A 25409-nucleotide genomic window follows, 5' to 3' on the forward strand; every position below is an offset into this window, starting at 1 on the left:
CGCAGCCTCTGACTGCGTGTAGCCGGAGCGGGTGTCATCTGCCTGGCAGCTGCTGTGGCGTGAAGGAATTTTGGCGGGGCTTTTGCCCCGCTTTTTTTTGCGGTGGGGGCTGTTGTTTTTTTGGGGGGGGTGAAAAAATCAGGGCCGTTGCGACTTATGCACCGTCACCCTGAAAAAAATTCTTGGGCAGATGGGCGTGTATCCAGCGGGCGCACTGGGCGGGATTTTTACCTTCCGCCGGGCAGCACAGGGTTGCGTACTGTGTGTACAGGGCAAGTCTTTCATTAAAAATATCTTCAAGTTTTTCGCCGGGATTCATGGCAATGCCGCGTTCGGGATTGCGGGCAATGCGCTCCTCTATGAGGTGAAACGGCACATCAATAAAAACAATCGGCCCCAGTGCCGCAAGATGCTGCATGGCTGCATCGCGGTATATGACGCTTCCGCCCGTGGCAATGACCGTGCGGTGGGCTTTTATGGCGGCGATTATTTTTGCTTCGGTATCCAGAAAGGCCGACTTGCCGAGGGCGTCTGTAATATCTTGCAGGCGCGCGCCGTAGGTCGCTTCAATCAGGTGGTCGCTGTCTACCAGTGCCCATCCAAGTTCCTGGGCAAGCGCGTACCCAACGGTAGACTTGCCCGCTCCGGCCATGCCGATAAGGGTTATGCAGGGGGCTGGCGCAGATGGGGCGGCGGTTAGTTCCGGCTTGGTAGGCATGCTGGCTCCTGATTTTGCCTGTAAGCAGATCGTGCCACGGGCAGTGCCAGTCAAGGTACTGCGGCGGCAATGTAGTATGGTATACGGCTGAATGTGCCGAAGCCAAAGCTGCCTGTCAATGACCAGCGGAATTTTGCATGATGCTCGGGGCCTTATCCATAATATATTTTTGGCGGGGCTTTGCCGGAAAGGGCCGGGGCAAAAGTTACTGCACCGTTGCCCCGCGTTTTACCACCCGTGGGCTAAACTTTGGGCGCCTTTTGGCCGATAAGCACAGTAGAGGTGAGTTCCATGAGCAAGTCAGTTATGTTGCCGTTGCTTGCGGTCTTGGCTATTTCGGTTTGCCCTGTATCAGCGGCAAAAGCCATTGAAGCTGAATCCCTGCCACCACAGATTCCCGCGCGCACTGCGTCTGGGGCCACAAATATTACTGATGTGTGGCTGCACAATGGGGGCGGGCGGCTGTATCAGAACACGCTGGTGGCTCCTCGGCAGATAGCGCTTGAGGGGGCACATTTTGTTGACCCCGCCGCAGTGCCCGAACTGGCGTTGACCCCGCCCGTGGACAAAAAAGCCCCGGTGCGGCACGCCCGCAAGGCAAAGACGCCCAAGGCCGCCCCAGCGGAGGCTTCCGGCAATGCTCCCACCGCCCCACCCAAGGGCGTTGGCAAAACCTCGCTCAAGTCTCCTGCCGGTAACGGAAGTGCCATTCCGCCCCTGAGCGCTGCTGGTGCAAGCCCCGCTCCGGCTGCCAGCGGTGTTGCCGGAATGGATTCTCCCTATTCGTCCGCTGCCGCATCACCTGTTGGCGGCGTGGGGGGCAACACCACCGTGCAGAGCGGTAGCGCGCCTGCCGCTGCCGGACAAGGTGCGGCGGTTCCAGCCATCTCTGCCGACGATATTCTGCCACGCGCCAACGCCAGGCCCTAGCAATCAGAGAGCACTCGGTTAAGCCTGTCGGCTGTGCGTTTATTGTAATCCAGGCCGCAAAGGTTGCGGATTGGGCAGTTGCGCGTACATTCACAGTTGGCGGAAAAATTCTGCACTTTCGTATTGCGCGGGTGTTGTTGCAGGGCCGGCTTTTTTGAGGGATTGCGGCAGGGACTGAAAAAATATTTTGTGCCGGTTCTGGCCAGAGCAGCCGCATGCCGCAGCCCACAAAGCGAAAAATATTGAGATCAGGCCATTATTGCCCTTGCGGGTACGCGCGTGCAAGGGCATGATAGTCGCGCGTTGATTGGGACAACTGGCGCTTGACGGAGCCGGGGCTGGCGTGTATGTAGCTTGTTCCATATATTTTAACGCCAGGGCAATGCTGCTCTCTGCGCTTAAAAGCCGGGGGTAGCCCCAAAGCCGCTCAGGCCCGGCGTGCCGCATCGCTCCGGTGGTCGGCCCAAGGCCCAGCCGGAAATTTTTTAAGGAGTCTGCCATGAAAAGAACATATCAGCCGAGCAAAATCAGAAGGGCCCGCACCCACGGGTTCCGCACCCGCATGGCCACCCCCAGCGGGCGCGCCATCATTCGTCGTCGCCGCGCCAAGGGCCGTAAGGTTCTGAGCGCCTAGCGGAGCGGGCTTGCCCCGTTCTACATGGGTATTCCCATGCATCAGAATGGTCTGCCGCAGCATCTGCGGATACGCCGAAGGGCGGAATTCGTAGCGTGCTATGAGCGGGGCAGGCGTCTGCACACCGAGCATTTTCTTGTTTTTGTGCTGTCGGGCAATTGTCCCGGTCTAGCGTCGCGCACGGGCATGGCCGTATCCCGCAAGGTTGGCAATGCCGTTGTGCGCAATCGCGTCAAAAGGCTTTTGAGGGAGTTTTATCGTTTGCACCGCAGCGATCTGCCCAATGAAGCCGACATCGTTACCGTTGCCAAAAAGCATGCCGGAGAGGCTGCGCTGGATTTGGCCAGCGTGGCCGCCGAGCTTTTGCCGCTGATGCGGCGTTTGGTTCGGCGTGAGCCGGGCCGCCCGGCATTGGATGGGCTGCCATGAGTCATTTGCTGCGTAACCTGTGCATCTTACCCATACGCGTTTACCAGCTTTGCATCTCGCCAGTGCTTCCCCCCGCCTGTCGGTATTATCCTACCTGTTCCGCCTATGCCGCAGAGGCCATCATGACCCACGGCATTTTCCGGGGGGGCTGGCTTGCGCTCAAGCGTCTTGCCCGCTGCCACCCGTGGGGCGGCTCAGGGTACGACCCTGTTCCACCACCAAGGCGTCCTCGTGACGTCCCGCCACTGTCCCAGGAGTGAACGCCCTCATGCAAGACGGAAAAAATCTGATCATCGCCATTCTTTTGTGCCTCGTCGTTATTGTGGGCTGGAGTTACCTGTCCGAATACATGGGCTGGGTTCGCAAGCCTGATCCGGCCGTGGTTGCGCAGCAACAGCAGACGCAGCAGGCCGCCCAACAGCAGCAGGCGCAGCAGCAGGCCGCTGCCGCCGCCCAGCAGGCTTTGCCCGTGTTTACCCCCGCCCCCGGACGCGACCTTACGGTCGATTCTCCGCTTTACGAAGCCGTTTTTCATACCGGCGGCGGTGCTTTGCGCTCTTTCAAGCTCAAGCAGTACCAGACCGGCCTCGCTTCAGATTCTCCATTGGTCAATCTTGTAGATACACAGACCGCCACGGTTGCCCCTCTGGGCCTTGTGGTAAACAGCCAGCCCTCGTGGAGCACCGGCCAGTGGTCTGTTGAAAATACCGAAAACGGCCTGAAAATTGCTGAGGGCCAGAAGGGTGTGCTGCGTTTTAACGGCGAGGTGGACAATCTGCGTGTTGTGCGTGAGATGACCTTCAGCGCCGATACCTACCTGATCAGCGAAAAAATCCGCGTGGTGAATAACACCGATCAGGCCCGCAGCGTGCGCGTGAGCTACACCGTGGCCGCCGATGCCAGCAATGCCGCTGGCGACCGTTATGACGCCATGCGCCTTGCCTGGGACAACGACGGCAGCCTGGGTGAAGAATCATCTTCCAAAACTCTCGAAACAACGGGTTCGCAGGTTACCGGCAAGATATACTGGGCCGGTACCATGAGCACCTATTTTCTGGCGGCAGTGCTGCCCGGCGACACCAACAACGTGACCGTCAAGGGCCGCATGCAGCAGAACGTGTTTCGCGCAGCTGTTGAAGAGCCCGAAGTGCTGCTTGGCCCCGGCCAGGAGCGCGAGCTCACCGTTTCGTACTGGCTTGGACCCAAGGAACGCGCCAAGCTTGCCGCTGTTTCAGACCAGCTTTCCAAAAGTATCGACCTTGGCATGTTCCACGTTATTGCCAAGGGCCTGTTGTGGCTGCTCGAATTTTTCCAGAAGTACGTCAACAACTGGGGCGTTGCCATCATTTTGCTGACGGTCTTCATCAAGGCCCTGTTCTGGCCCCTTACGGCCAAGAGCTATGCCTCCATGGAAAAGATGAAGAAGCTTCAGCCCCACATGGTGGCTATTCGCGAGAAGTACAAGGACGACAAGGAGCTCATGAACAAGGAAGTCATGGCGCTCTACAAGACCTACGGTGTCAATCCGGCCAGCGGCTGCGTGCCCATTCTTATCCAGATGCCGGTGTTCTTTGGTCTGTACCAGGCGCTGCTCACTTCTATTGAACTGCGCCACGCTCCCTTCATCACCTATGTGCCCGGCACGGATATCTTGTGGCTGGCCGACCTTTCGGCCAAGGACCCCTTCTATGTCACGCCTGTTATCATGGGCCTGACCATGTTTATTCAGCAAAAGATGAGCCCTCCGGCCTCTGACCCCACCCAACAGAAGATCATGATGTTCCTGCCGCTGATCTTTACCGCCATGTTCCTGAGCTTCCCCTCTGGTCTGGTGGTGTACTGGCTGGTCAACAACATCCTTTCCATTGCGCAGCAGAGGATGATGGCGAAAAAGTTCTCTACAGCCGCAGCGAAGTAGGCCGCCCCGGCGGGTTCGCGTGACACAGCAAGGGGTTCGTATGGAAGGGTTTAAGGAATTCCAGGGCAAGGATCTTGACGGCGCCATAGAGGAAGCCTGCGGCTACTTCAATACGGCGCGGGAAAAGCTTGAAATCGAAATTGTACAGGATGCGAAATCCGGCATTTTCGGCATCGTAGGGGCGCGTAAGGCCAAGGTGCGCGCCCGCCGCGTGCAGCTGCGCGAAACTGTGGATACTATTCTGGGCAGAAAGGGTGGCGAAGGCGCTGCGTCTGGCCAGCGTGCTGATCAGGCTGCGGGCCCGTCTGCGGGCCAACCTACTGGCCAGGCGGGAACCGATGACGTTCAGCCTGCGGCAGAACCGCGCAAAAACGGTGGCAGACCTGCCCCCGTAGAGGCCGTATCTGCCCCTGCTGCGTCAGCAGTGGAACCCTCTGCCGTGGCCGCTCAAAAGCCGGCAGAAGCATCGGCAGAAAAGAAAAGGGGTGAAGGGCGTGAGCGCCAGCGGCAAGAGCCGCGCGCGCACGAAACGCGTTCGCAGGAAGCCCGGCCCCCGCGCGGGCAGCAGGACGACCGCCGTAACCGTGGCCGTAACCGCAACAAGCCCCCGTCGCTTGATTCGTATGAAAGCGAAGAAGCCCTTGACGCTGCTTGTAATGGCAACGTGATGGAAAAACCGGCAGATCGGCCCTTTGAGCGTCGCAATGACCGCAACGGCAAGCAGGAAAGAATCGGCAGCAAGCCCCAGGGGCGAAACGGCAGAAACGACCGCCGTGAACGCCCTAGCAGAAATGCCGAGGGTGACGAGGCTGTGGAAGCTGGCGTCGCCACTGAATCAGCCCCCCGTGATCCCAGGGGCCGCCGCAACGATTCCCGCCCTGATAACAGGGGCAACGGCAGGGGCGATGCCCGCCCCGCGTATCGTGAAGGTGCGCGCCCAGAGCGCGCTCCCAAGGGTGACGCTGCCCTGGAGGGCTTGGAAGAAGACTTTGAAGCCGCAGGCGAAGGCCTGCCGGTTACGCCGCTTGAGCAGCTCGACGCAGCCAAGCTTGAAGCCCTGGTGGGCGATACCGTGCGCAAGCTCATTCGCCCCATCACGGGCGACGAAGTGGGCATTGCCGTCAAGATTGGCGGCGGCAGGGTTTATGTGGGTATTGAATGCGATGAGGATTCTGGTCTGCTGATTGGCCGCGAGGGCCAGACCCTGGCGGCATTGCAGTACATGATTTCGCGCATTGTCTCGCGGGGTATGAACGCAGCCGTGCGCGTGCAGCTTGATGCTGGCGAATACCGGCGTCGTCAGGATGAAAAACTGCGCGAAATGGCACTTGCGCTGGCAGAAAAGGTTCGCCAGAGCGGGCGTTCGTATTCAACCCGTCCCCTGTCCTCCTACCACAGGCGCATTGTGCATGTGTGCTTGCAGGAAGCGGTGGATGTGCAGACCCGCAGCACGGGCGATGGCCCCATGAAGCGCGTGGTTATCATGCGCAAAAAGGGAGAGCGCGCCTAGCGTTCAGCCTCACGGCACACGCGCTCAATGACGCCCCCGCAAGCGGCCTGCACGGCCATACAAAGCTTGTTACGTTGCCGGAGAGACGGCCCTTTCGGGCATATCTCCGGCAACGCTTTTTGCGGTCAGGCAGCGTTGCCAGTGCGCAGGCCTGATCGGCACAGGCCGAATCGGGCCTGAGCATATTGGCACAGCGGCACACAGGTTACAGGCATACCGGGCAGGATGGCAGAAAAATGGAAACAGCAATGCAGACAGAGCGCAACGATACCATCGCTGCCATAGCAACGCCGCCCGGCTCCGGGGGTATTGGCATTGTGCGGATTTCGGGCCCTCGTGCCAAAGAAGTGCTGGCACGCATGTTTTTGCCCCTTTCTGCCATGGTAGAAAATTTTACGCCCTGGCATCTGCATCGGGGCCGGGTTATTGACTGGAACGGTGAGGCTCTTGATGATGCCCTGGCCGTATTCATGCCTGGGCCGCGCACCTTTACCGGTGAGGATGTGGCTGAAATTCAGAGCCACGGCGGCGCGTTCTTGGTGCAGGCAGTGCTTGAGAGTGCCATCCGCTGCGGCGCGCGTCAGGCAGACAGGGGCGAATTTTCTCGCCGGGCCTTTATTAATGGCCGCCTTGATCTCAGCCAGGCCGAGGCCGTTGCCGAGCTCATAGCCGCACCCTCGCGCGAGGCCCTGCGCTACGGCTTTAACCGGCTCGACGGCCTGCTTGGGCAGCGCACCGTAGAGCTGCGCGACGAGCTCGAAATGCTGCGGGCTCAGATGTGCCTGGCCGTGGATTTTCCCGATGAAGAAGTGGAAGGCATGGACCCTGCCGCGCTGTGCGAAGTGCTGGACGGCGTGATACTGGCCGTGCGCCGGTTGCTGGCGGGCAGCCGCCGCGCGCAGATCGCCCAGCAGGGGGCGCTTGTTGTGCTGGCTGGTGGGGTTAATGCGGGCAAATCAAGCCTGCTCAATGCCTTGCTTGGCCGCGAACGGGCGCTGGTAACAGACATACCCGGCACAACCCGAGATTTTTTGGAAGAAACCTGCTTTTTTGACGGCCTGCCCGTGCGCCTTACGGACACCGCCGGTCTGCGCGAAACCGCAGAAACCGTGGAACAGATGGGCGTAAACCGCAGTCGCGAAAAACTTTCGCAGGCCGACCTGGTGGTTCTGGTGCTTGACGGTGCCAAGCTGGGTGAGGAGGGCGCCGCCGCAGATACGTGCCCTGATCCTGCAGCCTGCGAGGTTCTGGAAGCCCTTGGCGATGCGCCATTGCTTGTGGTATGGAACAAATGCGACATTTGTATGCCAAAAGTTTTTCCCCCACGGTGGATTGGCACCAGAACCTGTTGCGCAGTAAGCGCACTTTCCGATACATATGTTGAGGAGCTTGCCGCAACCCTGCGTGCCGAGTTGCTTGGGGGCAGCGCGGATTCCGCGCCGGAAGACGGTCTTGCGCCCAACGCCCGGCAATCGCTGGCGCTGGAAAACGCCTTGAAAGAGCTTGATGGGCTGCGTGCGGATGTGGTCGCTGGGCAGCCTTATGATTGTTGTGCGGTCAGACTCGATATGGCCGCCTCGTATCTGGGGGAAGTTACCGGGCTTTCAAGCCCGGCTGAAGTGCTGAACAGCATATTTGCCCAATTCTGCATTGGTAAGTAACCTATGGATATGGACGTATTGCACCGTCGGCTGAGTTGCGAAGAAATCAACGCCATGCCCCTTTGCCATTATGAGGGGGCAGTGCAGGTTATTCGCTCTCTGGACGACTGGAAACTCGCGCTGCCAGATCTGCGCTCTGCTGAGCTGCTGGGTTTTGATACAGAAACGCGCCCTTCTTTCCGCAAGGGGCGGCGCAATTCTCCGGCACTCATCCAGCTGGCAACGGCCAATGCCGTGTATCTTGTGCAGCTGGCATTCTTGCCCTTTGGCCCGCATATCGTTGAAATTCTGGCAAATCCCGATCAGGTCAAGGCCGGTGTGGGTATTCGCGACGACATGCGCGACCTTGCCAAGGTGTACGATTTTGAGCCCGCCGGGCTTGTGGACCTTGGCGGCGTTGCCCGTGCGCACAAGCTGCCCAGCCAGGGGCTGCGCACCCTTGCGGCCAATTTTTTTGGCTGGCGCATTTCCAAGGGCTCGCAGTGTTCCAACTGGGGCCTCATGGAGCTGACCCCCCGCCAGATCGCCTACGCCGCCACAGATGCCTGGATTGGCAGGCTGATCTTTTTGCGCATGTGCGAAATGGGGCTTATTCCTTCCTGTCGTCATCTTTGCGATGCTCTGCCCCAGGGTGACATGCTGGCCGTCGGGAGCCCCGTGTGAGCGAAAATTCTTCGCCTTTCTGTTTTCCGCCTATTGGTCCACGACTGGTTTTTTTTACGGGCGGCACTGCCCTGCGCGACCTGAGCCGCGAACTGATCCACTACACGCACAATTCTGTCCATCTGGTAACGCCCTTTGATTCCGGCGGCAGCTCTGCCGCCCTGCGGCGTGCTTTTGCCATGCCCGCCGTGGGCGACATTCGCAACCGCATGCTGGCACTGGCCGACAGCGCCGTTGTGCCCGCTGCCGTCATGTCGTTCTGCGCCAGCAGACTGCCGGATCAGGACGACGAGCATGCCGACCCAGAACCATTGCGGCAGCAGTTGCGCCTTATGGGCAGCGAATCGCACCCGGTATGGGCAGAAATGCCCCCCCTGTTTGCCGATGCCCTGCGCCTGCACCTCAATTTCTTTTTGCAGCGCATGCCCAACGATTTTGATCCCTTCAGGGCCTGTGTGGGCAATCTTGTTCTGGCGGGCGGCTACTTGCATCACAAGCGGGTTTTTGGCCCGGTGATGGCTTTTTTGAGCCGTCTTTTGCAAACGCGGGGCGTGGTTTTGCCCATTGTGAGCGAAAGCCTGCACCTGGCGGCAGAGCTTGAGGATGGCTCGCTGGTTGTGGGGCAGCACCGCTTCAAAAATCTGAGCGGTGCTGTGCGACGCTTGTTTTTGACCGTACACGAGCCAGACCGCAATCAGGACGGATCAAAAAAACCGCAAACACCCTGCCGCCCGCCGCTTGCGCCAGCCTCTGCGGCCTATCTGCGCTCTGCGGGGGCTATATGCTATCCCATGGGCAGTTTTTACACCAGCGTGCTGGCAAATCTGCTGCCGCAAAATGTGGGCAAGGGCATTGCAGCGGTTGACTGCCCCAAGATATTTATTCCCAATACGGGCACAGATGCCGAGCTGCACGGGCTTACGGTGGCGGGGCAGGCGGCCATGATATTGCGCCATCTGCGTGAAGACGCGCCCGAAGCCCCAGGCGAGGCCCTGCTGCATACCGTGCTGGTGGATGCCCGGCATGGTCGCTATGAGGGCGGGCTTGATGCGGACGAGCGCGCGGCCCTGACCCGTATGGGCGTGCGGCTGGTGGAAAAAGACCTGGTGAACGAGAATGATCCGCAGCGGCACGTGCCGGAACTAACCGCCAAAGCCCTGCTGGAGCTCGTGCCCGGCAGTTCGGTGACCCTGTGAGCAATGATATTTCGCATACGGAAAGTGCCGCGCCCCAGGCGGCTTCTGGCCAGTTTGAGGCAGAGAGTCACAATATGGTGGGCCAGCGGCTTGATTACGCCCTGAGCCTGCTTTTGCCCCACATGGGGCTGCGCGGCCGCAAGCGCTGCATCGAAAACGGGCTGGTGCTGGTCAATGGCCGTGGCTGCTCGGCTGCGCAGCGCCTGCGCAAGGGTGATGTGGTTACCCTGCAAGAACCAGCGCAGGAACCGGCAGACGCTGCCCCCAGTGTTGAAACCGTTGAGCCCGTGGCCGCATGCGCAGCCGGTATGGACTGCACGCAGCTTGAACCCCGCCTGCTGGCCGTACAGGGAGCCCTGTGCTTTTTCTTCAAGCCCGCAGGCCTGCACACGGCCTCTCTGGTGGGTGGCACGGCTGCAAGTCTCGAAGAAATGCTGCCGCAGCTGCTTTCCTCTGCCGCAAAAAGAGCGGAGGGCGACTGGTCTGCCGAGGCTGCGGCCCGGCCTTGCCCCCAGCTGCTCCAGCGGCTCGATCACGGCACGTCAGGCATTGTTTGTGGGGCGTTCAGCCCTGAAGCTGCGGATGACTTTCGCCGTCTTGAAGTGGCCGGGCATTGCGAAAAACGCTATGTGGCCCTGTTGGCTGGGCGGCTTGAGGAAGACTTTACAGTCAGGCGGGCCCTGCGCACAGACAAACGCAACAAAAGCCGGGTGCTTGAGTGCGATACTGGTCGCTCGCGCTGGACGGAATTTGCGCCTCTGTATTATTTTGATGGGCCAGAGCTCAATCTGCCCGCGTTTGACGAACATTCGCAGTTTCACCGCGTTGGCCTGACGCTGGCGGGCTGCCGCATCCGCCGTGGGGCGCGCCATCAGATACGCGCTCATGCGGCTTCTTTTGGGCATCCCCTTTGGAATGACCCCCTGTACGGCTTTGCCAGTGCCAGCGAAGACTCTGACAGTGCATCTGACTCCACATTTTTTTTGCACCATGGTTGTCTGACGCTTCCGGGCGCAACCTGCATTGTGCCGCCACCCTGGACCTTTTTGCCGCCGCCCGCCGTCCGACGTGCGCAGGATTGGCTGACCACTGGTTTCTAGCAACCAGGCATCTGCTGTTTTTTACAGAGCATTGGCACAATCCTTGTTCCGAATATGGGTTGAGCGCTCAATCTAATAGGGGAAATCATGCTGAAAACCCGTGCCACAAGCGAAAAAACGGCAAAAAACTTGATTTATAACATGCTATCATGATTTGATTTATTTAAAAAAAATTGAAAAGTTCAATTTGCCCCCGTGTTTTCTCTTGGCACAAAGTTCTGCCCGGTATAAATGGATTAGGTCAAACAGGATGGCGAAGCGGTGTCGCATTCGCCACAGCTGCACAGCTCAGGCCTGCCTGCGTGGAACAGCTACCATTCGTTGGCGCGGCGCGCCTGCAACCAGTTTAAGGAGAAGGGATGTTTCCTGCCCTATTGCCCAAATCCGCACCGTTTTTTTCCATGCTTGCAGAGCAGAACGATCTGCTGCGCCGCATGGCGGCCCTGCTGGTAAACATGCTGGAAGACGTTTCCAACATGGATCATGTACACAAGGAAATAGCCTTTCTGGAAGAAGAGGCCGATCTGCTGCACAGCAAGATTATCCGGGCTCTTTCGCAGACATTTATCACGCCCATTGACCGCGAGGACATCCTGCGCATCAACCAGGAACAGGAAGAGTGCATGGACTGCCTGCACAGCCTGAGCACGCGGCTGCATATTTTTGAATTTGCCTCGATCCGTTTTCCTGCCCTGCAAATGGCGCGCACCATCAGTGCCATGCTGGACCTGACCCGCGAAATGCTCGAAGGCCTGGCCAACCGGCGCGACTGCCACAAAACCCGAGCCTTCCGCGCCCTGCGCAGCGAATGCGACATGGTGCTGGCCGTGGGCCTGGCAGAGCTTATGGACGAACATCAGGAACTCACAAGCAAGGCCCTCATGCGGGTGCTCAAATGGAGCCAGGCCTACGAACGCATGAATATCCTGCTTGAACAGGTGAATGCCCTGGCCGAAACCATTGAAGAAGCGGTGCTGAAAAATGTTTGATATCCCCGTGCTGCTGGCGCTCATCGTGCTGGTGGCCCTGGTGTTCGACTTCACCAACGGGGCACACGACTGCGCCAATGCCATTGCCACCGTGGTTTCGACCAAGGTGGTTACGCCTCGTTTTGCGGTGGGGGCAGCGGCCCTGCTGAACCTTGGCGGGGCATTGCTGGGCACGGAGGTTGCCAAAACCCTGGGCAGCGGCATTGTGCTGCCCCAGGTTGTTGAAGGCAGCCATGTGCTTGTGCTGGCGGCCCTTGTGGGGGCCATCGCCTGGAACTGCATCACCTGGTATTTTGGCATCCCCTCATCGTCATCGCATGCGCTCATAGGCGGGCTCATCGGGGCTGCCGTGGCCGATGCCGGTTTCAGCGCCCTGAACGGAAAGGGTATCTGGGATAAGGTGCTCGTTCCGCTGGTGGCCTCACCCCTGGCTGGCTATGTGATGGGCTTTGGCTGCATGTGGCTTATTTACTGGGTATGCGGCCAGATACACCGGCGGAAGGTCAATGCTTCGTTCCGCCGTCTGCAACTGGTGTCTGCGGCCTTTATGGCCACCAGCCACGGCCTCAACGATGCGCAAAAAACCATGGGTATTGTGACGCTCGCCCTCATGATTTTTGGCAAGCTCGATACGGTTGAAGTGCCCATGTGGGTCAAGCTTTCGTGCGCTGGGGCCATGGCGCTGGGCACAGCCGTGGGCGGCTGGAAGATCGTCAAGACCATGGGACACCGTATTTTCAAGCTGGAACCTGTACACGGCTTTGCGGCAGAAAGCGCCGCCGCCATGGTGATTACCGGGGCTTCGCTGATGGGCGCGCCCGTCAGCACCACACACACCATTTCGGCCTGCATTTTTGGCGTTGGTTCCACCAAGCGGCTTTCAGCCGTGCGCTGGAGCGTGGCCGCCAATCTGGTGACGGCCTGGGTGCTCACCCTGCCAGCCGCAGCGGCCATCGGGTATGTGTCCTACTGGCTGCTGCATTTTATCTGGAACTGACCTGTAGACGCGCTTGCCGCGCTGTGCCTGAATTGTTTGTGTCTGTTTTTGTTGCTGATATGCGCCCTGTCCGCCTTGTGCGGCAGGGCGTTTTTTCATGATGAAAAAGACTGTGTTGGCAGAATCGCAGAAGGATAAGAAAGCTTGCACCGAGCCATCAAGCCAGTCGGCAGGCGAAAAAAAAGGCCCTGCCGTGGGCAGGCCCTGAGGGCGTGGAAGCCTTTGTGCGGAGGGCAAGCGTGCGCTGCTGGGGCCGCAGCCGCAGAGCAGCGCTGGCCTGCTAGTCTCGGCTGCCTTCGCGTTCTTCCTGACAGGCACGGCACAGGCCGACACCGGGCAGGGCTTCAAGGCGCTTGGCGGGAATGGGGTCGCCGCATTCACGGCAGCAGGCCACACCGTTGATCCATTCGGGGCCGCCACGGTCTACAGCGGCACGCGCACGCATGAGGGCCGATTCGCGGTCAAGACGCTCCAGCTCGGTAGCCTGGTCAAAAACGTCCATTTTTCAACTCCTTGTGTAAAGCAAGCGGCAACCCCGCAGAGCGGGGTTGCCGTAAGTTTTATCAGAATATTTCAGGAAGCACTATTTAGTGTACATTTATGCTTCTGTAAAGCCCCACGCGGGGGCATTTTTTAAAAAGCCTTCAGCACATCCTCAAGCGTAGTCACAAAACCATCCAGATCTGCCTGGTCGATGTTCAGGGGGGGCAAGAGGCGCAGGGTAACGCCGTGGCTCAGATTGCATATGTAGCCCCGGCGCAGCAGCTCTTCCCACACGTCCTTGCCGGAAACGGTCAGCTCAATGCCCAGCATGAGGCCCAGGCCGCGCACCTCGCGGATTTTACCGGGCACACGCTGCTGCAAGGCTGCCAGCTGTTCTTTCATGTGTTCGCCCAGTGCCCCGGCACGTTCTGACAGATGGTCGCGCAGCATGATTTCGACCGTTTTGGCCGCCACGGCAGAAACAAGCGCACCGCCGCCAAAGGTGGTGGCGTGGCTGCCCGCTTCAAAGCCCTGTGCAACTTCGTCTGTTGCCAGCATGGCACCCATGGGCAGGCCGTTGGCCAGCGACTTGGCCATGCTGATGATATCGGGCGTGATGCCATAGTTCTGGAAGGCCCAGAATTTGCCGGTGCGGCACATGCCAGCCTGAACCTCGTCGCACATCAGCAGCACGTCGTGCTTGCGGCACAGGGCTTCGACACCGTGCAGGTAGTCTGCGGGCAGGGGCACAATGCCGCCCTCGCCCTGCACCACCTCAACAAGCACCGCAGCCGTGGCCGGGCTGATGGCGGCTTCAAGCGCTGCCAGGGCACAAGCCGGAACCTGCTTGAAACCTTCTGGCAGGGGGGTGAAGCCCTGGCTCAGGCTTTCGCGCCCGGTGGCAGCCAGCGCGCCCAGGGTACGGCCGTGGAAGCAGCCGCCCAGGGTGATGATTTCATACGCTTCGCGTTTCTTTACGCTGCGCATGTAGCGACGCGCCAGCTTGATGCAGGCCTCGTTGGCCTCTGCGCCCGAATTGCAAAAAAAAGCCTTGCCGTGGTGGCTGGTCGAGAGCAGCAGTTTTGCCAGCTCAAGCTGTTCTTCCTGATAAAACAGGTTGCTCACGTGCCAGAGCTTGCGGGCCTGGGTTTCCAGGGCAGCGCAGATTTCGTCATTGCAGTGGCCAAGAGCTGTTACGGCGATGCCAGCCAGCAGATCGACATATTCCTTGCCGTCCACGTCCCAGAGTCGCGCGCCCTTGCCTCGCACGATAGCCAGCGGGTAACGGCTGTAGGAACGGCAGAGCAGGCTCTCTTCCCCGGCTTTCACGGCGGCAAAAGCTTGTGACATGGACAAACTCCTTCTCGGTGAACGTATGAATGGTGGAATGGATGAAAGGCGCTGGCGCTGGCCAACGCAGAGTATCAGCGCCCGGTGTGACCGAAACCGCCGGAACCGCGCTCTGTGGCAGACAGTTCCGTAACTTCACGCCATCGCGGTCGCACGTAGGGCTGAAAGATAAGCTGGGCCACGCGCTCGCCGTTTTGGATTCGTCGGTCGTGACCAGAGGTGTTCAGAAGGAACACCAGAATTTCACCGGTATAGTCCGGGTCTATGATGCCAACACCCTGGGCAACGGTAATGCCGTCGCGCGCGCCAAGGCCGCTGCGCGAGTACACAAAACCGGCAATGCCTGCGGCGCGGGGCTGCACGCTGATGCCCGTGCTTACCTTGAGCCTGCCCCCGGCGGGGATAAGGGCTTCAGGCACATCAAGGCAGGCGCGCAGATCCATGCCTGCCGACTGGCTGGTGGCGGGGGCCAGAAAATCATCCTGCCCCTTTGCGTAGAGCTCACGCGCACCGGCGCGCACAAAGGCAATGTCCACGGGGGCAGTGCCTGCGTGGTTGCCTTGCGCCAGATCGGCAGAGTGCTGTGCTGAAAGATCGTCGTGCATCAGGTGTTAGTAGCGCAGGATTTCGGCGGGGGCAAGAGTTGCGTTGGGCCCGCGCCTGTTGACGCCCTGCCACGGCCAGTATAAAAAAGGATATACATTAACAATTAACAGGAATGCTGGATGAACACTTACATGGATTCTGCCTGTTGTGCTTAGCAGGGGCTATTGCATAACAGCTTGAATGTTTAGGCAATAGCCCTTGCTCCGTCCTGAATCATCAGCAGGAGGAAGCACCATGGGCTATAAAAAGGCTGCACATGTTTTGCCGCAGCATTTGCTGCGGGCCATACAGGAATATGTAGACGGGGAATACCTGTACATTCCCCGCAAGGAAGAAAACAGAAAGCACTGGGGCGAGGTTGCCCCCTGCCGTGCGCAACGGGCTGCCAGAAACAGCGAAATGGCCGCGCGCCGCAAGGCTGGCTGGACAGTTCCGCAGCTTGCGGAGCGGTATTTTCTTTCTGAAAAAGCGGTTTACAAAATTCTTGCGGGCTGCGGGCAAACCGACAGGGCATGCTGATGCCTTGCAGGGTCATCTTGCTGCCCTCAAAAATCCCCGATCCGTATCCCCAATCCGTTTGACGCCAGCGCCCTGAGTGATCGGGGCGCTTTTTGTCTGGAGCCCCCCGACCATGCCTGCCCCTTGCCAACAGGCGGGTTTTCTTTCAAGCTGCGCGGCAAGGAGAACGTATGCAAACCATGTCCATAGCCGTGGTGGGCGGCGGCCTTGCCGGGTGCGAATGCGCCCTGCATCTGGCCCGCGCCGGTCACGCTGTAACCCTGTTTGAACAAAAGCCCGCCTACCGGTCGGCTGCCCATATCAGCGATCAGCTGGCCGAACTTGTGTGCTCCAATTCCCTGCGTTCGGACGAACTCAGCTCTGGTGTGGGCCTGCTCAAGGCCGAAATGCGCGCCCTTGGCAGCGATTTTATGGAGCTGGCCGATGCCCACCGCGTGCCGGCGGGCAAGGCGCTGGCCGTTGACCGCGAGGCCTTTGCCCGCGCCATGACCCTGCGCGTGGCCGCTCAGGCCAACATCACGCTTGTGGCGCATCGGGTGGAGTCGCTCGATGATCCTGTGCTTGCGCCTTTTTACGGCGAGGGCAGGGCAGTGGTGCTGGCCGCAGGGCCCATGGCTTCGGAGGGAATTTCTGCCTCGCTGGCCGAAACCCTGAGCGCCAAGCACTGCTATTTTTATGATGCCATTGCGCCCATTGTGTGGACGCACTCCCTTAATATGGACGTGGTGTTCCGCGCCTCGCGCTATGGGCAGGAAAACGGCGAGGGAGAAGGCGAGGGCGACTATCTCAACTGCCCCATGAGCCGCGATGAATACGAGGCCTTTCATGCCGCTCTGCTTGAAGCGCAAAAGATTTCAGCCCACGAGTTCGAGCAGGAAAAGCACTTTGAAGGATGCATGCCCATAGAGGCCCTTGCCGAGCGCGGCCCCCGCACCCTGACCTTTGGGCCGCTCAAGCCCGTGGGCTTTGTTGACCCGCGCACGGGCCGCCGCCCTTGGGCAATATTGCAATTGCGGGCCGAAAACGCCAACAGCGAAACCTGCAATCTTGTGGGGTGCCAAACCAAACTCACCCAGGGCGAGCAGGCCCGCGTGTTCCGGCTGGTTCCCGGGCTGGAACATGTTGAATTTGCGCGCTTTGGCAGCATGCACCGCAATACCTATGTGAACGCGCCAGAGGTGCTTGCAGCCGATCTTTCGCTGCGGGCCCGGCCCGGCGTGTATCTGGCCGGGCAGATCACCGGCGTGGAGGGTTATGTGGAATCGGCGGCCAGCGGCCTGTGGCTGGGCATGCTGCTCGACGCCCGCGCCCGTGGGCACGAGCTGCCGCCCCCGCCGGTGGAGAGCGCCCTTGGCGGGCTGCTCAACCATTTGCGCACGCCGGTAAAGCATTTTCAGCCGTCCAACGCGCATTTTGGCCTTGTGCCAGAACTGGGGGAGAAGGCCCGCAAAAAAGACCGCAAGGCCCTGTATTCTGCCCGCGCTCAGGAATGTTTTGGCGCATGGCTGGCAGAATTGCGTGAGGCAGGGGCCATCCAGACCCAGGCCTAGTGCCGCAGTTGGCCGGATTCCGGGCAGTTGACCCGAAAAATGTTGGCCAGAAAAAATGGCGGTTCAGGCCGCTTTGAGAGATTGTTTTGCAATAAATTGCGGCAATGTGACAAAAAAGTGTTGACGGGGGCATGGGGAGTAGCTATATAGCCTCTTGCCCATGTAGGAGCGTAGCTCAGGTGGCTAGAGCACTTCCTTGACACGGAAGGGGTCAACAGTTCAAGTCTGTTCGTTCCTACCAAATGACTCTTCGGGGATAGTTCCCCTAAACGGCGGAAGGCCTTGGCCCCGCCCATAGCACAGGTCGCTTTATGCGACCCGAAGACCGGATTCGGCGCAGTGGGGAGGTTTACCTCCCCACTTTGTTTTATGTGCCTCCGGATGTTTTTAAGGAGCTTTTCATGGAAGTCCGCGTGGAAGGGCAGATGGTGGAGGCTGGTGATTCTGTTGCCTCTGCCCTGCAAAAAGCCTTGAGCGGTAAAAAGTTCAAGGCCGTTGTGGCCGCTCGTGCCGATAACGGCGCTCTGCTGGATCTTTCCGCACCCCTGCCTGCTGGCTGCACCGAGCTTGCGCCCGTGTACGCCGACTCGGCCGAGGGCCTGCAAATGATCCGTCACTCTACCGCCCACGTTATGGCTGCGGCGGTCAAGCGTCTCTTCCCCACTGCCAAGGTCACTATTGGCCCCTCCATTGATACCGGTTTTTACTACGACTTTGACGTGGAAAAGCCCTTTTCCAGTGAAGATTTTCCCGCCATTGAAGCAGAAATGCAGCGCATTGCCGATGCGCGCGAGCCCTTTACCTGCAAGGTGCTCTCCAAGGCCGAAGCCGTTGAGGTTTTTCGCGCCATGGGTGAATCCTACAAGGTAGAGCTTATCGAAAGCATCGATGCCGAAACGGTGTCGCTCTATACTTGCGGCGATTTTACCGACCTGTGCCGTGGCCCCCACGTGCCGCACACGGGCTTTGCCAAGGCCGCAAAGCTCATGAGCGTTGCCGGTGCCTACTGGCGTGGCGATGAAAAAAATCGCATGCTTTCGCGTATTTATGGCACGGCCTTTGCCGACCAAAAGTCGCTGGATGCCTATCTCAAGCAGCTTGAAGAAGCCAAGCGCCGCGACCACCGCAAGCTTGGCCGCGAGCTCAACCTCTTCACCTTCAAGGAAGACGTTGCGCCCGGCATGGTTTTTTGGCTGCCCAGGGGCATGATGGTGCGCACCATTCTTGAAGACTTCTGGCGGCGCGAGCACCTCAAGCGCAATTACGAAATTGTGCAGGGGCCGCAGTTGCTGCGCGTGGAAACCTGGCAGAAGTCGGGCCACTACGACCACTACCGCGAAAACATGTACTTTACGCAGATCGAGGAAGACGCCTACGGCGTCAAACCCATGAACTGCATTTCGCACATGCTCATTTACGGTAACGAGCTGCACAGCTACCGCGATCTGCCCCAGCGTTATTTTGAACTGGGCGTGGTTCACCGCCATGAAAAAAGCGGCGTGCTGCACGGGCTTTTGCGTGTGCGCCAGTTTACCCAGGACGATGCCCACATCTTGTGCGCGCCAGAGCAGCTTGAAGGCGAAATTCTTGAGGTCATTCACCTTATCCGCGACCTCATGAACCTGTTTGGCTTTCAGTACAAGGTGGCCGTTTCTACACGGCCCGAAAGCAGCATTGGCACGGACGAAGCGTGGGAACTGGCCACCAACGCCCTCACCAAGGCTGTTGAAAAGGCCGGGCTGCCCTACGAGATCAATGCGGGCGACGGCGCCTTTTACGGCCCCAAAATTGACGTGCGCCTGCTTGACTGCATCGGCCGTGAATGGCAATGCTCGACCATTCAGGTTGATTTTACCCTGCCGGAACGCTTTGACCTCACCTATGTGGGGCAGGACGGTGAGCGGCACAGGCCGGTCATGGTACACCGCGCCATCATGGGCTCGCTTGAGCGCTTCATCGGCATTCTGGTTGAAAACTTTGCCGGTGCGCTGCCCACGTGGCTTGCGCCAGAGCAGGCCCGCCTGCTCACGGTGACAGATGCCGGTGATGAAGCTACTCTGAAAATGTGCGATGAGCTTAAGGCGCTGGGTATCCGCGCCACAGCCGATACGCGCAATGAGAAGCTGGGCTTCAAGGTGCGCGAGGCACAGCTTGCAAAGGTTCCGTTTATTCTGGTGGTAGGTGAAAAAGAAGTGCAGGCGGGCGGTGCCAATGTGCGCCTGCGCAGTGGGGACAATCTGGGGCTCAAATCCGTTGCGGAAATCGCCGCGCTTATCCGGGCGGACGCCGAAGAGCCTTTCAAACAAGGAGGGATGCGCTATAGCTTCGCCTAATATGAGATTCCGTCGCGACATGCCGCAAGACGGTGTGCGTCGCAACGAGATGATCCGCGCCCGTGAAGTGCGCGTGATCGCCGCCGATGGCGAACAGCTTGGAATTCTGCAACGCAACGATGCTATTGCCTTGGCCAAGGAAGCCGGCATGGATCTTGTGGAGGTGGCTTCCACTTCTGAACCGCCCGTTTGTCGCATAATGGACTACGGCAAGTTCAAGTACGAGCAGCAGAAAAAGAAGCAGGAAGCCAAAAAGCGGCAGGCCGTGGTGCAGATTAAGGAAATCAAGGTTCGTCCCAAAACGGACGACCACGATTACGAAACCAAGGTCCGCCACATCCGCCGTTTTCTTGAAGAGGGCGACCGCTGCAAGATTACGGTGTTTTTCAGAGGCCGCGAAATTGTACACAAAGATCGCGGTATGGCCATTCTTGAACGGGTTGTGCAAGACCTTGCCGATATTGCCAAGGTTGATCAGGAAGCCCGCGCCGAAGGCCGCACCTTGCAGATGATGCTGGTGCCCAAGAAACAGTCGTAAGCCGACTGCGCGGGGAGATGAATTTTTCCTTGCGTGGTGGGTCGCTTTGGGGCATTATGCCCTTCCCTTGGTGCGCCCGTAAAACGGCGGCCAAGTGTATACGTTTTTAAGGAGTACGCCATGCCCAAGATCAAAACCCGGCGTTCCGCCGCCAAGCGTTTTTCGCAGACCGGCAGCGGTAAGTTCAAGCGTCGCCGCCAGAACTTGCGCCACATTCTGACCAAGAAGGCCGCCAGCCGCAAGATGCGTTTGGGACAGTCCACCCTTGTGGACCAGACTAACGAGAAGGCTGTGCGCCGGATGCTGCCCAACGGCTAGCTGACTTGCCCATTCGCCCGTTGGCTTTGTCAGCCTGCGGGGCGCGCCTCGGTCACATAGGTCTAACTATGCTCCGCTCGGCGTTTCCCTTGGCTTTCTCGCCAACGAACGAATTAGCTGCGTCAGCCGTCTGCATTGCAGATAGCCAAAACAGCAAGGCAAATTCGCGTAACCACAATTAAATTTGTGCGAACGCGAGCAGATTCTGTAGGGAACAACGGTAAATTAGCGCGATGCCACGGCATCGGCGGCGCATGCGGAGCCGCGACTGACGTTCAATCCGCGTCTCTCGTTTGAGAGCCATGAGTTTTTTACGCTCCCCAACGGGCATTCCTCCGCCTGGTTGGGAGAAGGAGGCAGCGCATATGCGTGTAAAGAGAGGTCTTGCAAGTCATCGTCGTCATAAAAAATATTTGAGCGCAGCCAAGGGTTTTCGCGGCGGCCGCAGCCGTTTGTACCGCACCGCGCGTGAGGCTGTGGAACGCTCGATGCAGTATTCCTATGTGGGCCGCAAGCAGAGGAAACGCGATTTCCGCACTCTGTGGATTCTCCGCATCAACGCCGGTGCGCGTTTGAGCGGTCTTTCCTACAGCCGTTTCATGTTCGGCCTCAAGCAGGCTGGCATTGAACTGAACCGCAAGGTTCTGGCTGACCTTGCCGTGTATCACAAGGACGACTTCGCCAAGATCGTCGATCTGGCCAAGGCCGCTCTGAAGTAAGAGTGGCGCTCCCCGCGCCGGAGGGCAGCCTCCTGGCAGCGACGCATGCCCCCTGATGGGGCAGTGCGGCTTGCGGGAGCGGGGCCTTGCATGGTATAAGGCGCGGGCGGTGCACAAGCGCCGTCCGCGCCTTGATTTTTTTGTGTTGCCGGCAAAACCGGCAGGCAGGGCGAATTCATGCCGTGAGGAAGCGTGGGCCGCAGAATTGGCGTGCTGCCGCATGGGCAGGCCTGAGCTCAGGCCCTCCCGCAGCAACCCCTTTCAGCAACCGCGCCTCCCTTAACAAAAGCCGCGCCGCGCGGCATTGGGATATCCGCTATGGATCTGATTTCTGCACTGGAAAGCCTGGTTCCTGAACTTGAAAAAGGTCTGGGCCAGGCTTCTTCGTTGGATGCCCTTGAGGCTTTGCGCGTGGATGTACTGGGCCGCAAGGGCCGTATAGCCCAGATCATGGCCCAGTTGCCTTCGCTTGCTCCGGCAGAGCGCCCCGCCGTGGGGCAGACTGCCAACAGCGTCAAAGAGCGCTGCAATGCCCTGTTTGAAGCCCGCAAGGCCGCTCTTGAAGCCGGGCGTGAGGCCGAGGCGCTGCGGCGTTTCGATCCCTCTGTGCCGGGCCGTGCGCCCTGGCGCGGCAGCCTGCATCCCACCACGCTGGTGACCGAAGAAATCTGCCAGATTTTTCAGGGGCTGGGTTTTGACGTGGCCTCTGGCCCTGAAGTGGAAATCGACTACTACAACTTTGAAGCCCTCAACATGCCGCCGGAGCATCCCGCCCGCGACATGCAGGATACCCTGTATGTCACCGAAAAGGTGCTCATGCGCACGCACACCTCGCCCGTGCAGGCCCGTACCATGCTGGCGCGCAAGCCTCCTCAGGCCGTAATTGCCCCCGGCAAGGTGTACCGGCGCGACAGCGACCTTACCCACACCCCCATGTTCCATCAGATCGAGGGACTTGTGGTGGGCGAAGGCATCAGCATGGCCCATCTGCGCGGCACGCTCACCGCCTTTGTGCGCGCTGTGTTTGGCGCAGAAACACAGGTGCGTTTCCGCCCCAGCTTTTTCCCCTTTACCGAACCCTCGGCAGAAGTGGACATTTCGTGCTGCATGTGCGGCGGCAAGGGCCACATTGGCGATGCCCCCTGCCGTGTGTGCAAAACCACAGGCTGGGTTGAAATTCTGGGCTGCGGCATGGTTGACCCGGCGGTTTTCGAGGCTGTGGGGTATCCTGCAGATGTCAGCGGCTTTGCCTTTGGCATGGGCGTGGAACGCGTGACCATGCTCAAGTACGGCATTGGTGATCTGCGCATGTTTTTTGAAAACGACGTGCGCTTTTTGGGCCAGTTTGCCCGGTAGGTCTGCATGCGCCACGTTGTCAGCCATATAGCCCGTAGCTCCCGGTTTGCCTGCCTGCGTGCGGCGCGGCCTCTGGCCGTTGCGCCTCTGTGCCTGGTGCTGCTGGTTCTGCTGGCGGCGGCGCAGCTTGTGCCTGACAGCCCGCAATGGCTTGCCCCGTCGGCACAGGCGGCCTCTGCCTACAGCGCGCGCAATTCGGGCATGGACCCGCCCGGCGAGCCCAAGCGCATCGAGTCCCTGCCAAGCAAAAGCGCTGGCCGTACAGCCGAGGGCGGCATGGGCTATACGGATGCCTACGGCAACACCATTGACGACCGCCAGCCGGAAGAAAAACCCGCCCGTCAGCGTCCCCTTCCGGGGGCCTATGGGCCGGGCGCGGGTAAGAGCGGGCCCAACGAGCGCCCTCTGCCCAATCCGCAAAATCAGACTCCTGCCTGGAGTTTCAAATAACCACGCCAAGGCGCGGAAACAGGACGAACTATGCTGCTCTCACTTTCATGGCTGCGTGAATTTACTCCGTATGAAGGAACGGCCGAGGCGCTGGGCGACCGTCTGACCATGCTCGGCCTTGAGCTGGAAGACATCCGGCGGCCCTACGACGCCATCAGCTCCATTGTGGTTGGTCATGTGGTCTCGTGCGACAACCACCCCGAATCGGACCATCTGCACGTGTGCAAGGTCGATGCAGGGCAGGGCGAACTGCTGGATATCGTTTGCGGTGCGCCCAATGTGGCTGCCGGGCAAAGGGTTCCCGTGGCCTTGGTGGGCACAAAAATGCCCGACGGCATGGTGATCAAAAAAGCCAAGCTGCGCGGTGCGCCTTCCTTTGGCATGATCTGCTCAGAGCGCGAGCTGGGGCTGACCGAAGACCATACCGGCATCATGGTGCTGCCCGAAAGCTTTGTGGTGGGCAAACCCCTGGTGGACCAGCTGACGCTGGACCGCGAGGTGCTCGATATTTCCATCACGCCCAACCGTGCAGACTGCCTCTCTGTGCTCGGTCTTGCGCGTGAGACGGCCCTTGCGTACAACATGCCGCTTTCCATCCCCGACCTGCCGCTGGAACTCGACGCAGCCGGGCCGGAAATGCTGGTTCCCATTGATATTGAAGACCCCGAACACTGCTGGCTGTATTCTGGCCGCGTGATTACGGGCGTCAAGATCGGGCCTTCGCCCATGCGCCTGCGCCACCGGCTGCATGCCGTGGGTGTGCGCCCCATTTCGAATATTGTGGACGTGACCAACTATATTCTTTTTGAATGCGGTCAGCCCCTGCACTCCTTTGATCTGGACAGGCTTGAAGGCGGCCGCATTGTGGTGCGCCGCGCTCAGGAAGGTGACAAGTTCACCACTCTGGACGGGCAGGAGCGCACGCTTACCGCCGCCGACCTGTGCATCCGCGACGGAGCACGCGCCGTGGCCCTGGCCGGTGTTATGGGCGGCCTGAACAGCGAAATTTCAGATGCCAGCACCAACGTGTTTCTGGAAAGCGCCGTGTTCAAGCCCGCCACCATCCGCAAAACCTCGCGCCGCCTTGGTCTTTCGTCCGAAGCCTCCTACCGCTTCGAACGCGGCATTGACCAGCAGCGTACCGTTTGGGCGCTCGACCGCGCCTGCGCCATGATGGCCGCCGTGAGCGGCGGGCGTGTGCAGCGCGGGCTTTCCATCAGCGAACCCTGCCCCTTCAAGGGAGCCAGCATTGAATTCCGCCCCGCACGGGCCGATTCCCTGCTGGGCGTACACCTCACCAGCGAATTTGATGAAAGGGTGCTTACCGGCATGGGCTGCGCCGTGGACAAGGGCGAAAACAGCCCCGTGTGGCGTGTGAGCCAGCCCTCGTGGCGGCCCGACCTCACCCGCGAGGCCGACCTGATTGAAGAAGTGGGCCGCGTTCACGGGCTTGATACCATTGCCCCTGTGCTGCCCCCCATTGCCCGCAACCTCGACCGCGCAGGCGAACCGGAATCGCGCTTTGGTTTCTGGTCGCGCCTCAAGCACTGGGGCGCTGGCCTTGGCCTCAATGAAGCAGTGAACTACAGCTTTGTGGGCCACAAGGATATGGATCACCTCACCCTGCCGCGCGAGGGCCGCATTTCCATCATGAACCCCCTCTCGGCAGAGCAGGACGCCCTGCGTACCGCCTTGGCCCCCGGCCTGCTGTACGATCTGCGCAACAATCTTGCCCAGGGCGCACAGGGGCTGCGGCTGTTTGAGCTGGCCAATATTTTTGAAGCCGACGCCGCCTCTGAAACCACCGCCCGCGAAACAGGCATGCTGGGCGTGCTGCTCTACGGCGCGCGCTACGACACTGCCTGGCCCCAGGCAGAAGGCGACATGGACTACGCCGACCTCAAGGGTGTGGTGGAAAACCTGTTGCACTATCTGCACCTTGAAGCGCCTGCCTATGAGCTGGCTCAGGAACACGCCTTTTTGCTGCCCTGCGTCAATGTTTTTGTACAGGGCCGCGCCGTGGGCTTCATGGGCCGGGTAAAGCCCGCCATGGCCGACGAATACCACGCCCGCAAGGATGTGTGGCTGGCCGAAATGAATCTTGAAGTTCTGCGCGAGCTGCACGATGCGGCCACGGTGCGCTTTGCGCCCCTGCCGGTGTACCCGCCCGTGCGGCGCGACATTACTGTTACCACCGGGGCTGGCCTCAAGGTGGCCGACATCGTGGCCCATGTGCAGGGCCTCAAGCTTGCCCTGCTGGACGACGTGACCCTTGTGGATTGCTTTGAACCCAGGGTGGAGCAGGGCGAAGAGCCCGTGCGCAACCTTACCTTCAGGCTTACCTTCCGCCATGCGGAGCGCACCCTCAAGGATACGGAAGTGGACAAAGAGCGGGAGAAGGTGGCACAGTCACTGGTGAGCGCTCTGGGCGTAAAGATATAG

At 59.8% G+C, this 25409-nt stretch carries 25 protein-coding genes and 1 tRNA gene; 22 read left to right on the forward strand and 4 right to left on the reverse strand.

The genetic code is table 11. The annotated features are described in order from the left end of the window. Positions 1-154: 154 nt before the first annotated feature. Positions 155-718 (reverse strand): homoserine kinase, encoded by a 564-nt coding sequence (gene thrB / locus ACE3NW_RS02410; RefSeq protein ID WP_374279995.1) that lies wholly within the window; start codon positions 716-718, stop codon positions 155-157. Positions 719-1009: 291 nt separating this feature from the next. Between thrB and ACE3NW_RS02415 the strand changes: the two genes are divergently transcribed. The 12 genes from ACE3NW_RS02415 to ACE3NW_RS02470 all read left to right on the forward strand — a co-directional run bounded on the left by ACE3NW_RS02415 (position 1010) and on the right by ACE3NW_RS02470 (position 12745). Further along, entirely contained in the window at positions 1010-1648 is a 639-nt protein-coding gene (locus tag ACE3NW_RS02415) for a hypothetical protein (RefSeq protein ID WP_374279997.1), read from the forward strand. Between the two features lie 499 nt (positions 1649-2147). After that, positions 2148-2282: a 50S ribosomal protein L34 gene (rpmH, locus tag ACE3NW_RS02420; RefSeq protein WP_022657771.1), complete on the forward strand. Its 135-nt coding sequence runs from the start codon at positions 2148-2150 to the stop codon at positions 2280-2282. 36 nt (positions 2283-2318) lie between these two features. Further along, positions 2319-2711, forward strand: a complete 393-nt coding sequence (gene rnpA, locus ACE3NW_RS02425) for a ribonuclease P protein component (protein ID WP_374279999.1) — start codon at positions 2319-2321, stop codon at positions 2709-2711. Next, positions 2708-2971 (forward strand): membrane protein insertion efficiency factor YidD, encoded by a 264-nt coding sequence (gene yidD, locus ACE3NW_RS02430; RefSeq protein ID WP_374280001.1) that lies wholly within the window; start codon positions 2708-2710, stop codon positions 2969-2971. The genes rnpA and yidD overlap by 4 nt, the downstream gene beginning before the upstream one ends. Positions 2972-2979: 8 nt before the next feature. Beyond that, positions 2980-4629 carry a membrane protein insertase YidC gene (gene yidC, locus ACE3NW_RS02435; RefSeq protein WP_374280003.1) on the forward strand — a complete coding sequence of 550 codons (1650 nt, stop codon included), beginning with the start codon at positions 2980-2982 and terminating at the stop codon, positions 4627-4629. A gap of 40 nt (positions 4630-4669) precedes the next feature. Next, on the forward strand, positions 4670-6139 hold the full coding sequence (locus ACE3NW_RS02440; RefSeq protein ID WP_374280005.1) for a R3H domain-containing nucleic acid-binding protein: 1470 nt from the start codon (positions 4670-4672) through the stop codon (positions 6137-6139). Positions 6140-6375: 236 nt separating this feature from the next. Beyond that, positions 6376-7800 carry a tRNA uridine-5-carboxymethylaminomethyl(34) synthesis GTPase MnmE gene (gene mnmE / locus ACE3NW_RS02445; RefSeq protein ID WP_374280007.1) on the forward strand — a complete coding sequence of 475 codons (1425 nt, stop codon included), beginning with the start codon at positions 6376-6378 and terminating at the stop codon, positions 7798-7800. Positions 7801-7803: 3 nt separating this feature from the next. After that, complete coding sequence (locus ACE3NW_RS02450; RefSeq protein ID WP_374280009.1) at positions 7804-8463, forward strand: 3'-5' exonuclease; 660 nt, start codon at positions 7804-7806, stop codon at positions 8461-8463. Then, complete coding sequence (locus ACE3NW_RS02455; RefSeq protein ID WP_374280011.1) at positions 8460-9659, forward strand: GAK system CofD-like protein; 1200 nt, start codon at positions 8460-8462, stop codon at positions 9657-9659. The genes ACE3NW_RS02450 and ACE3NW_RS02455 overlap by 4 nt, the downstream gene beginning before the upstream one ends. Next, the gene (locus ACE3NW_RS02460; protein WP_374280013.1) at positions 9656-10759 is read left to right on the forward strand and encodes a pseudouridine synthase; all 1104 of its coding nucleotides are present in this window, start codon (positions 9656-9658) and stop codon (positions 10757-10759) included. The genes ACE3NW_RS02455 and ACE3NW_RS02460 overlap by 4 nt, the downstream gene beginning before the upstream one ends. 359 nt (positions 10760-11118) lie before the next feature. Beyond that, complete coding sequence (locus tag ACE3NW_RS02465) at positions 11119-11748, forward strand: DUF47 domain-containing protein (protein ID WP_374280015.1); 630 nt, start codon at positions 11119-11121, stop codon at positions 11746-11748. After that, a complete protein-coding gene (locus ACE3NW_RS02470) occupies positions 11741-12745 on the forward strand; it encodes an anion permease (RefSeq protein WP_374280017.1) in 1005 nt (334 codons plus the stop codon). The genes ACE3NW_RS02465 and ACE3NW_RS02470 overlap by 8 nt, the downstream gene beginning before the upstream one ends. Positions 12746-13025: 280 nt before the next feature. On the opposite strand, the gene ACE3NW_RS02475 is transcribed toward ACE3NW_RS02470, so the two are convergent. The 3 genes from ACE3NW_RS02475 to dut all read right to left on the reverse strand — a co-directional run bounded on the left by ACE3NW_RS02475 (position 13026) and on the right by dut (position 15183). Continuing rightward, positions 13026-13247 carry a TraR/DksA family transcriptional regulator gene (locus ACE3NW_RS02475; protein WP_291334032.1) on the reverse strand — a complete coding sequence of 74 codons (222 nt, stop codon included), beginning with the start codon at positions 13245-13247 and terminating at the stop codon, positions 13026-13028. 131 nt (positions 13248-13378) lie between these two features. Continuing rightward, entirely contained in the window at positions 13379-14578 is a 1200-nt protein-coding gene (locus ACE3NW_RS02480) for an aspartate aminotransferase family protein (RefSeq protein ID WP_374280019.1), read from the reverse strand. Between the two features lie 74 nt (positions 14579-14652). Further along, the gene (gene dut, locus ACE3NW_RS02485; protein ID WP_374280021.1) at positions 14653-15183 is read right to left on the reverse strand and encodes a dUTP diphosphatase; all 531 of its coding nucleotides are present in this window, start codon (positions 15181-15183) and stop codon (positions 14653-14655) included. 235 nt (positions 15184-15418) lie between these two features. On the opposite strand from dut, the gene ACE3NW_RS02490 reads away from it, so the two are divergent. The 10 genes from ACE3NW_RS02490 (at position 15419) to pheT (ending at position 25409) form a co-directional block, all read left to right on the forward strand. Then, a complete protein-coding gene (locus tag ACE3NW_RS02490; protein WP_374280023.1) occupies positions 15419-15703 on the forward strand; it encodes a CD3324 family protein in 285 nt (94 codons plus the stop codon). 170 nt (positions 15704-15873) lie between these two features. Further along, positions 15874-17253 carry a methylenetetrahydrofolate--tRNA-(uracil(54)-C(5))-methyltransferase (FADH(2)-oxidizing) TrmFO gene (gene trmFO, locus ACE3NW_RS02495; RefSeq protein ID WP_374280025.1) on the forward strand — a complete coding sequence of 460 codons (1380 nt, stop codon included), beginning with the start codon at positions 15874-15876 and terminating at the stop codon, positions 17251-17253. A gap of 164 nt (positions 17254-17417) precedes the next feature. Further along, a tRNA-Val gene (locus ACE3NW_RS02500) sits at positions 17418-17494 on the forward strand. A gap of 160 nt (positions 17495-17654) precedes the next feature. Next, positions 17655-19586 carry a threonine--tRNA ligase gene (gene thrS, locus ACE3NW_RS02505; RefSeq protein WP_374280027.1) on the forward strand — a complete coding sequence of 644 codons (1932 nt, stop codon included), beginning with the start codon at positions 17655-17657 and terminating at the stop codon, positions 19584-19586. 1 nt (position 19587) lies between these two features. Further along, the gene (gene infC, locus ACE3NW_RS02510; protein ID WP_374280029.1) at positions 19588-20124 is read left to right on the forward strand and encodes a translation initiation factor IF-3; all 537 of its coding nucleotides are present in this window, start codon (positions 19588-19590) and stop codon (positions 20122-20124) included. A gap of 120 nt (positions 20125-20244) precedes the next feature. After that, positions 20245-20442 (forward strand): 50S ribosomal protein L35, encoded by a 198-nt coding sequence (gene rpmI, locus ACE3NW_RS02515; RefSeq protein ID WP_022657789.1) that lies wholly within the window; start codon positions 20245-20247, stop codon positions 20440-20442. Positions 20443-20807: 365 nt separating this feature from the next. Further along, positions 20808-21161 carry a 50S ribosomal protein L20 gene (gene rplT, locus ACE3NW_RS02520; RefSeq protein WP_374280031.1) on the forward strand — a complete coding sequence of 118 codons (354 nt, stop codon included), beginning with the start codon at positions 20808-20810 and terminating at the stop codon, positions 21159-21161. A gap of 318 nt (positions 21162-21479) precedes the next feature. Beyond that, positions 21480-22517: a phenylalanine--tRNA ligase subunit alpha gene (gene pheS / locus ACE3NW_RS02525; RefSeq protein ID WP_374280033.1), complete on the forward strand. Its 1038-nt coding sequence runs from the start codon at positions 21480-21482 to the stop codon at positions 22515-22517. A gap of 6 nt (positions 22518-22523) precedes the next feature. Further along, positions 22524-22967, forward strand: a complete 444-nt coding sequence (locus ACE3NW_RS02530; RefSeq protein WP_374280035.1) for a translation initiation factor IF-2 — start codon at positions 22524-22526, stop codon at positions 22965-22967. Positions 22968-22997: 30 nt separating this feature from the next. Next, positions 22998-25409 (forward strand): phenylalanine--tRNA ligase subunit beta, encoded by a 2412-nt coding sequence (gene pheT, locus ACE3NW_RS02535; protein ID WP_374280037.1) that lies wholly within the window; start codon positions 22998-23000, stop codon positions 25407-25409.

Source organism: Desulfovibrio sp. (assembly GCF_041907885.1).
Classification (GTDB): domain Bacteria; phylum Desulfobacterota; class Desulfovibrionia; order Desulfovibrionales; family Desulfovibrionaceae; genus Desulfovibrio.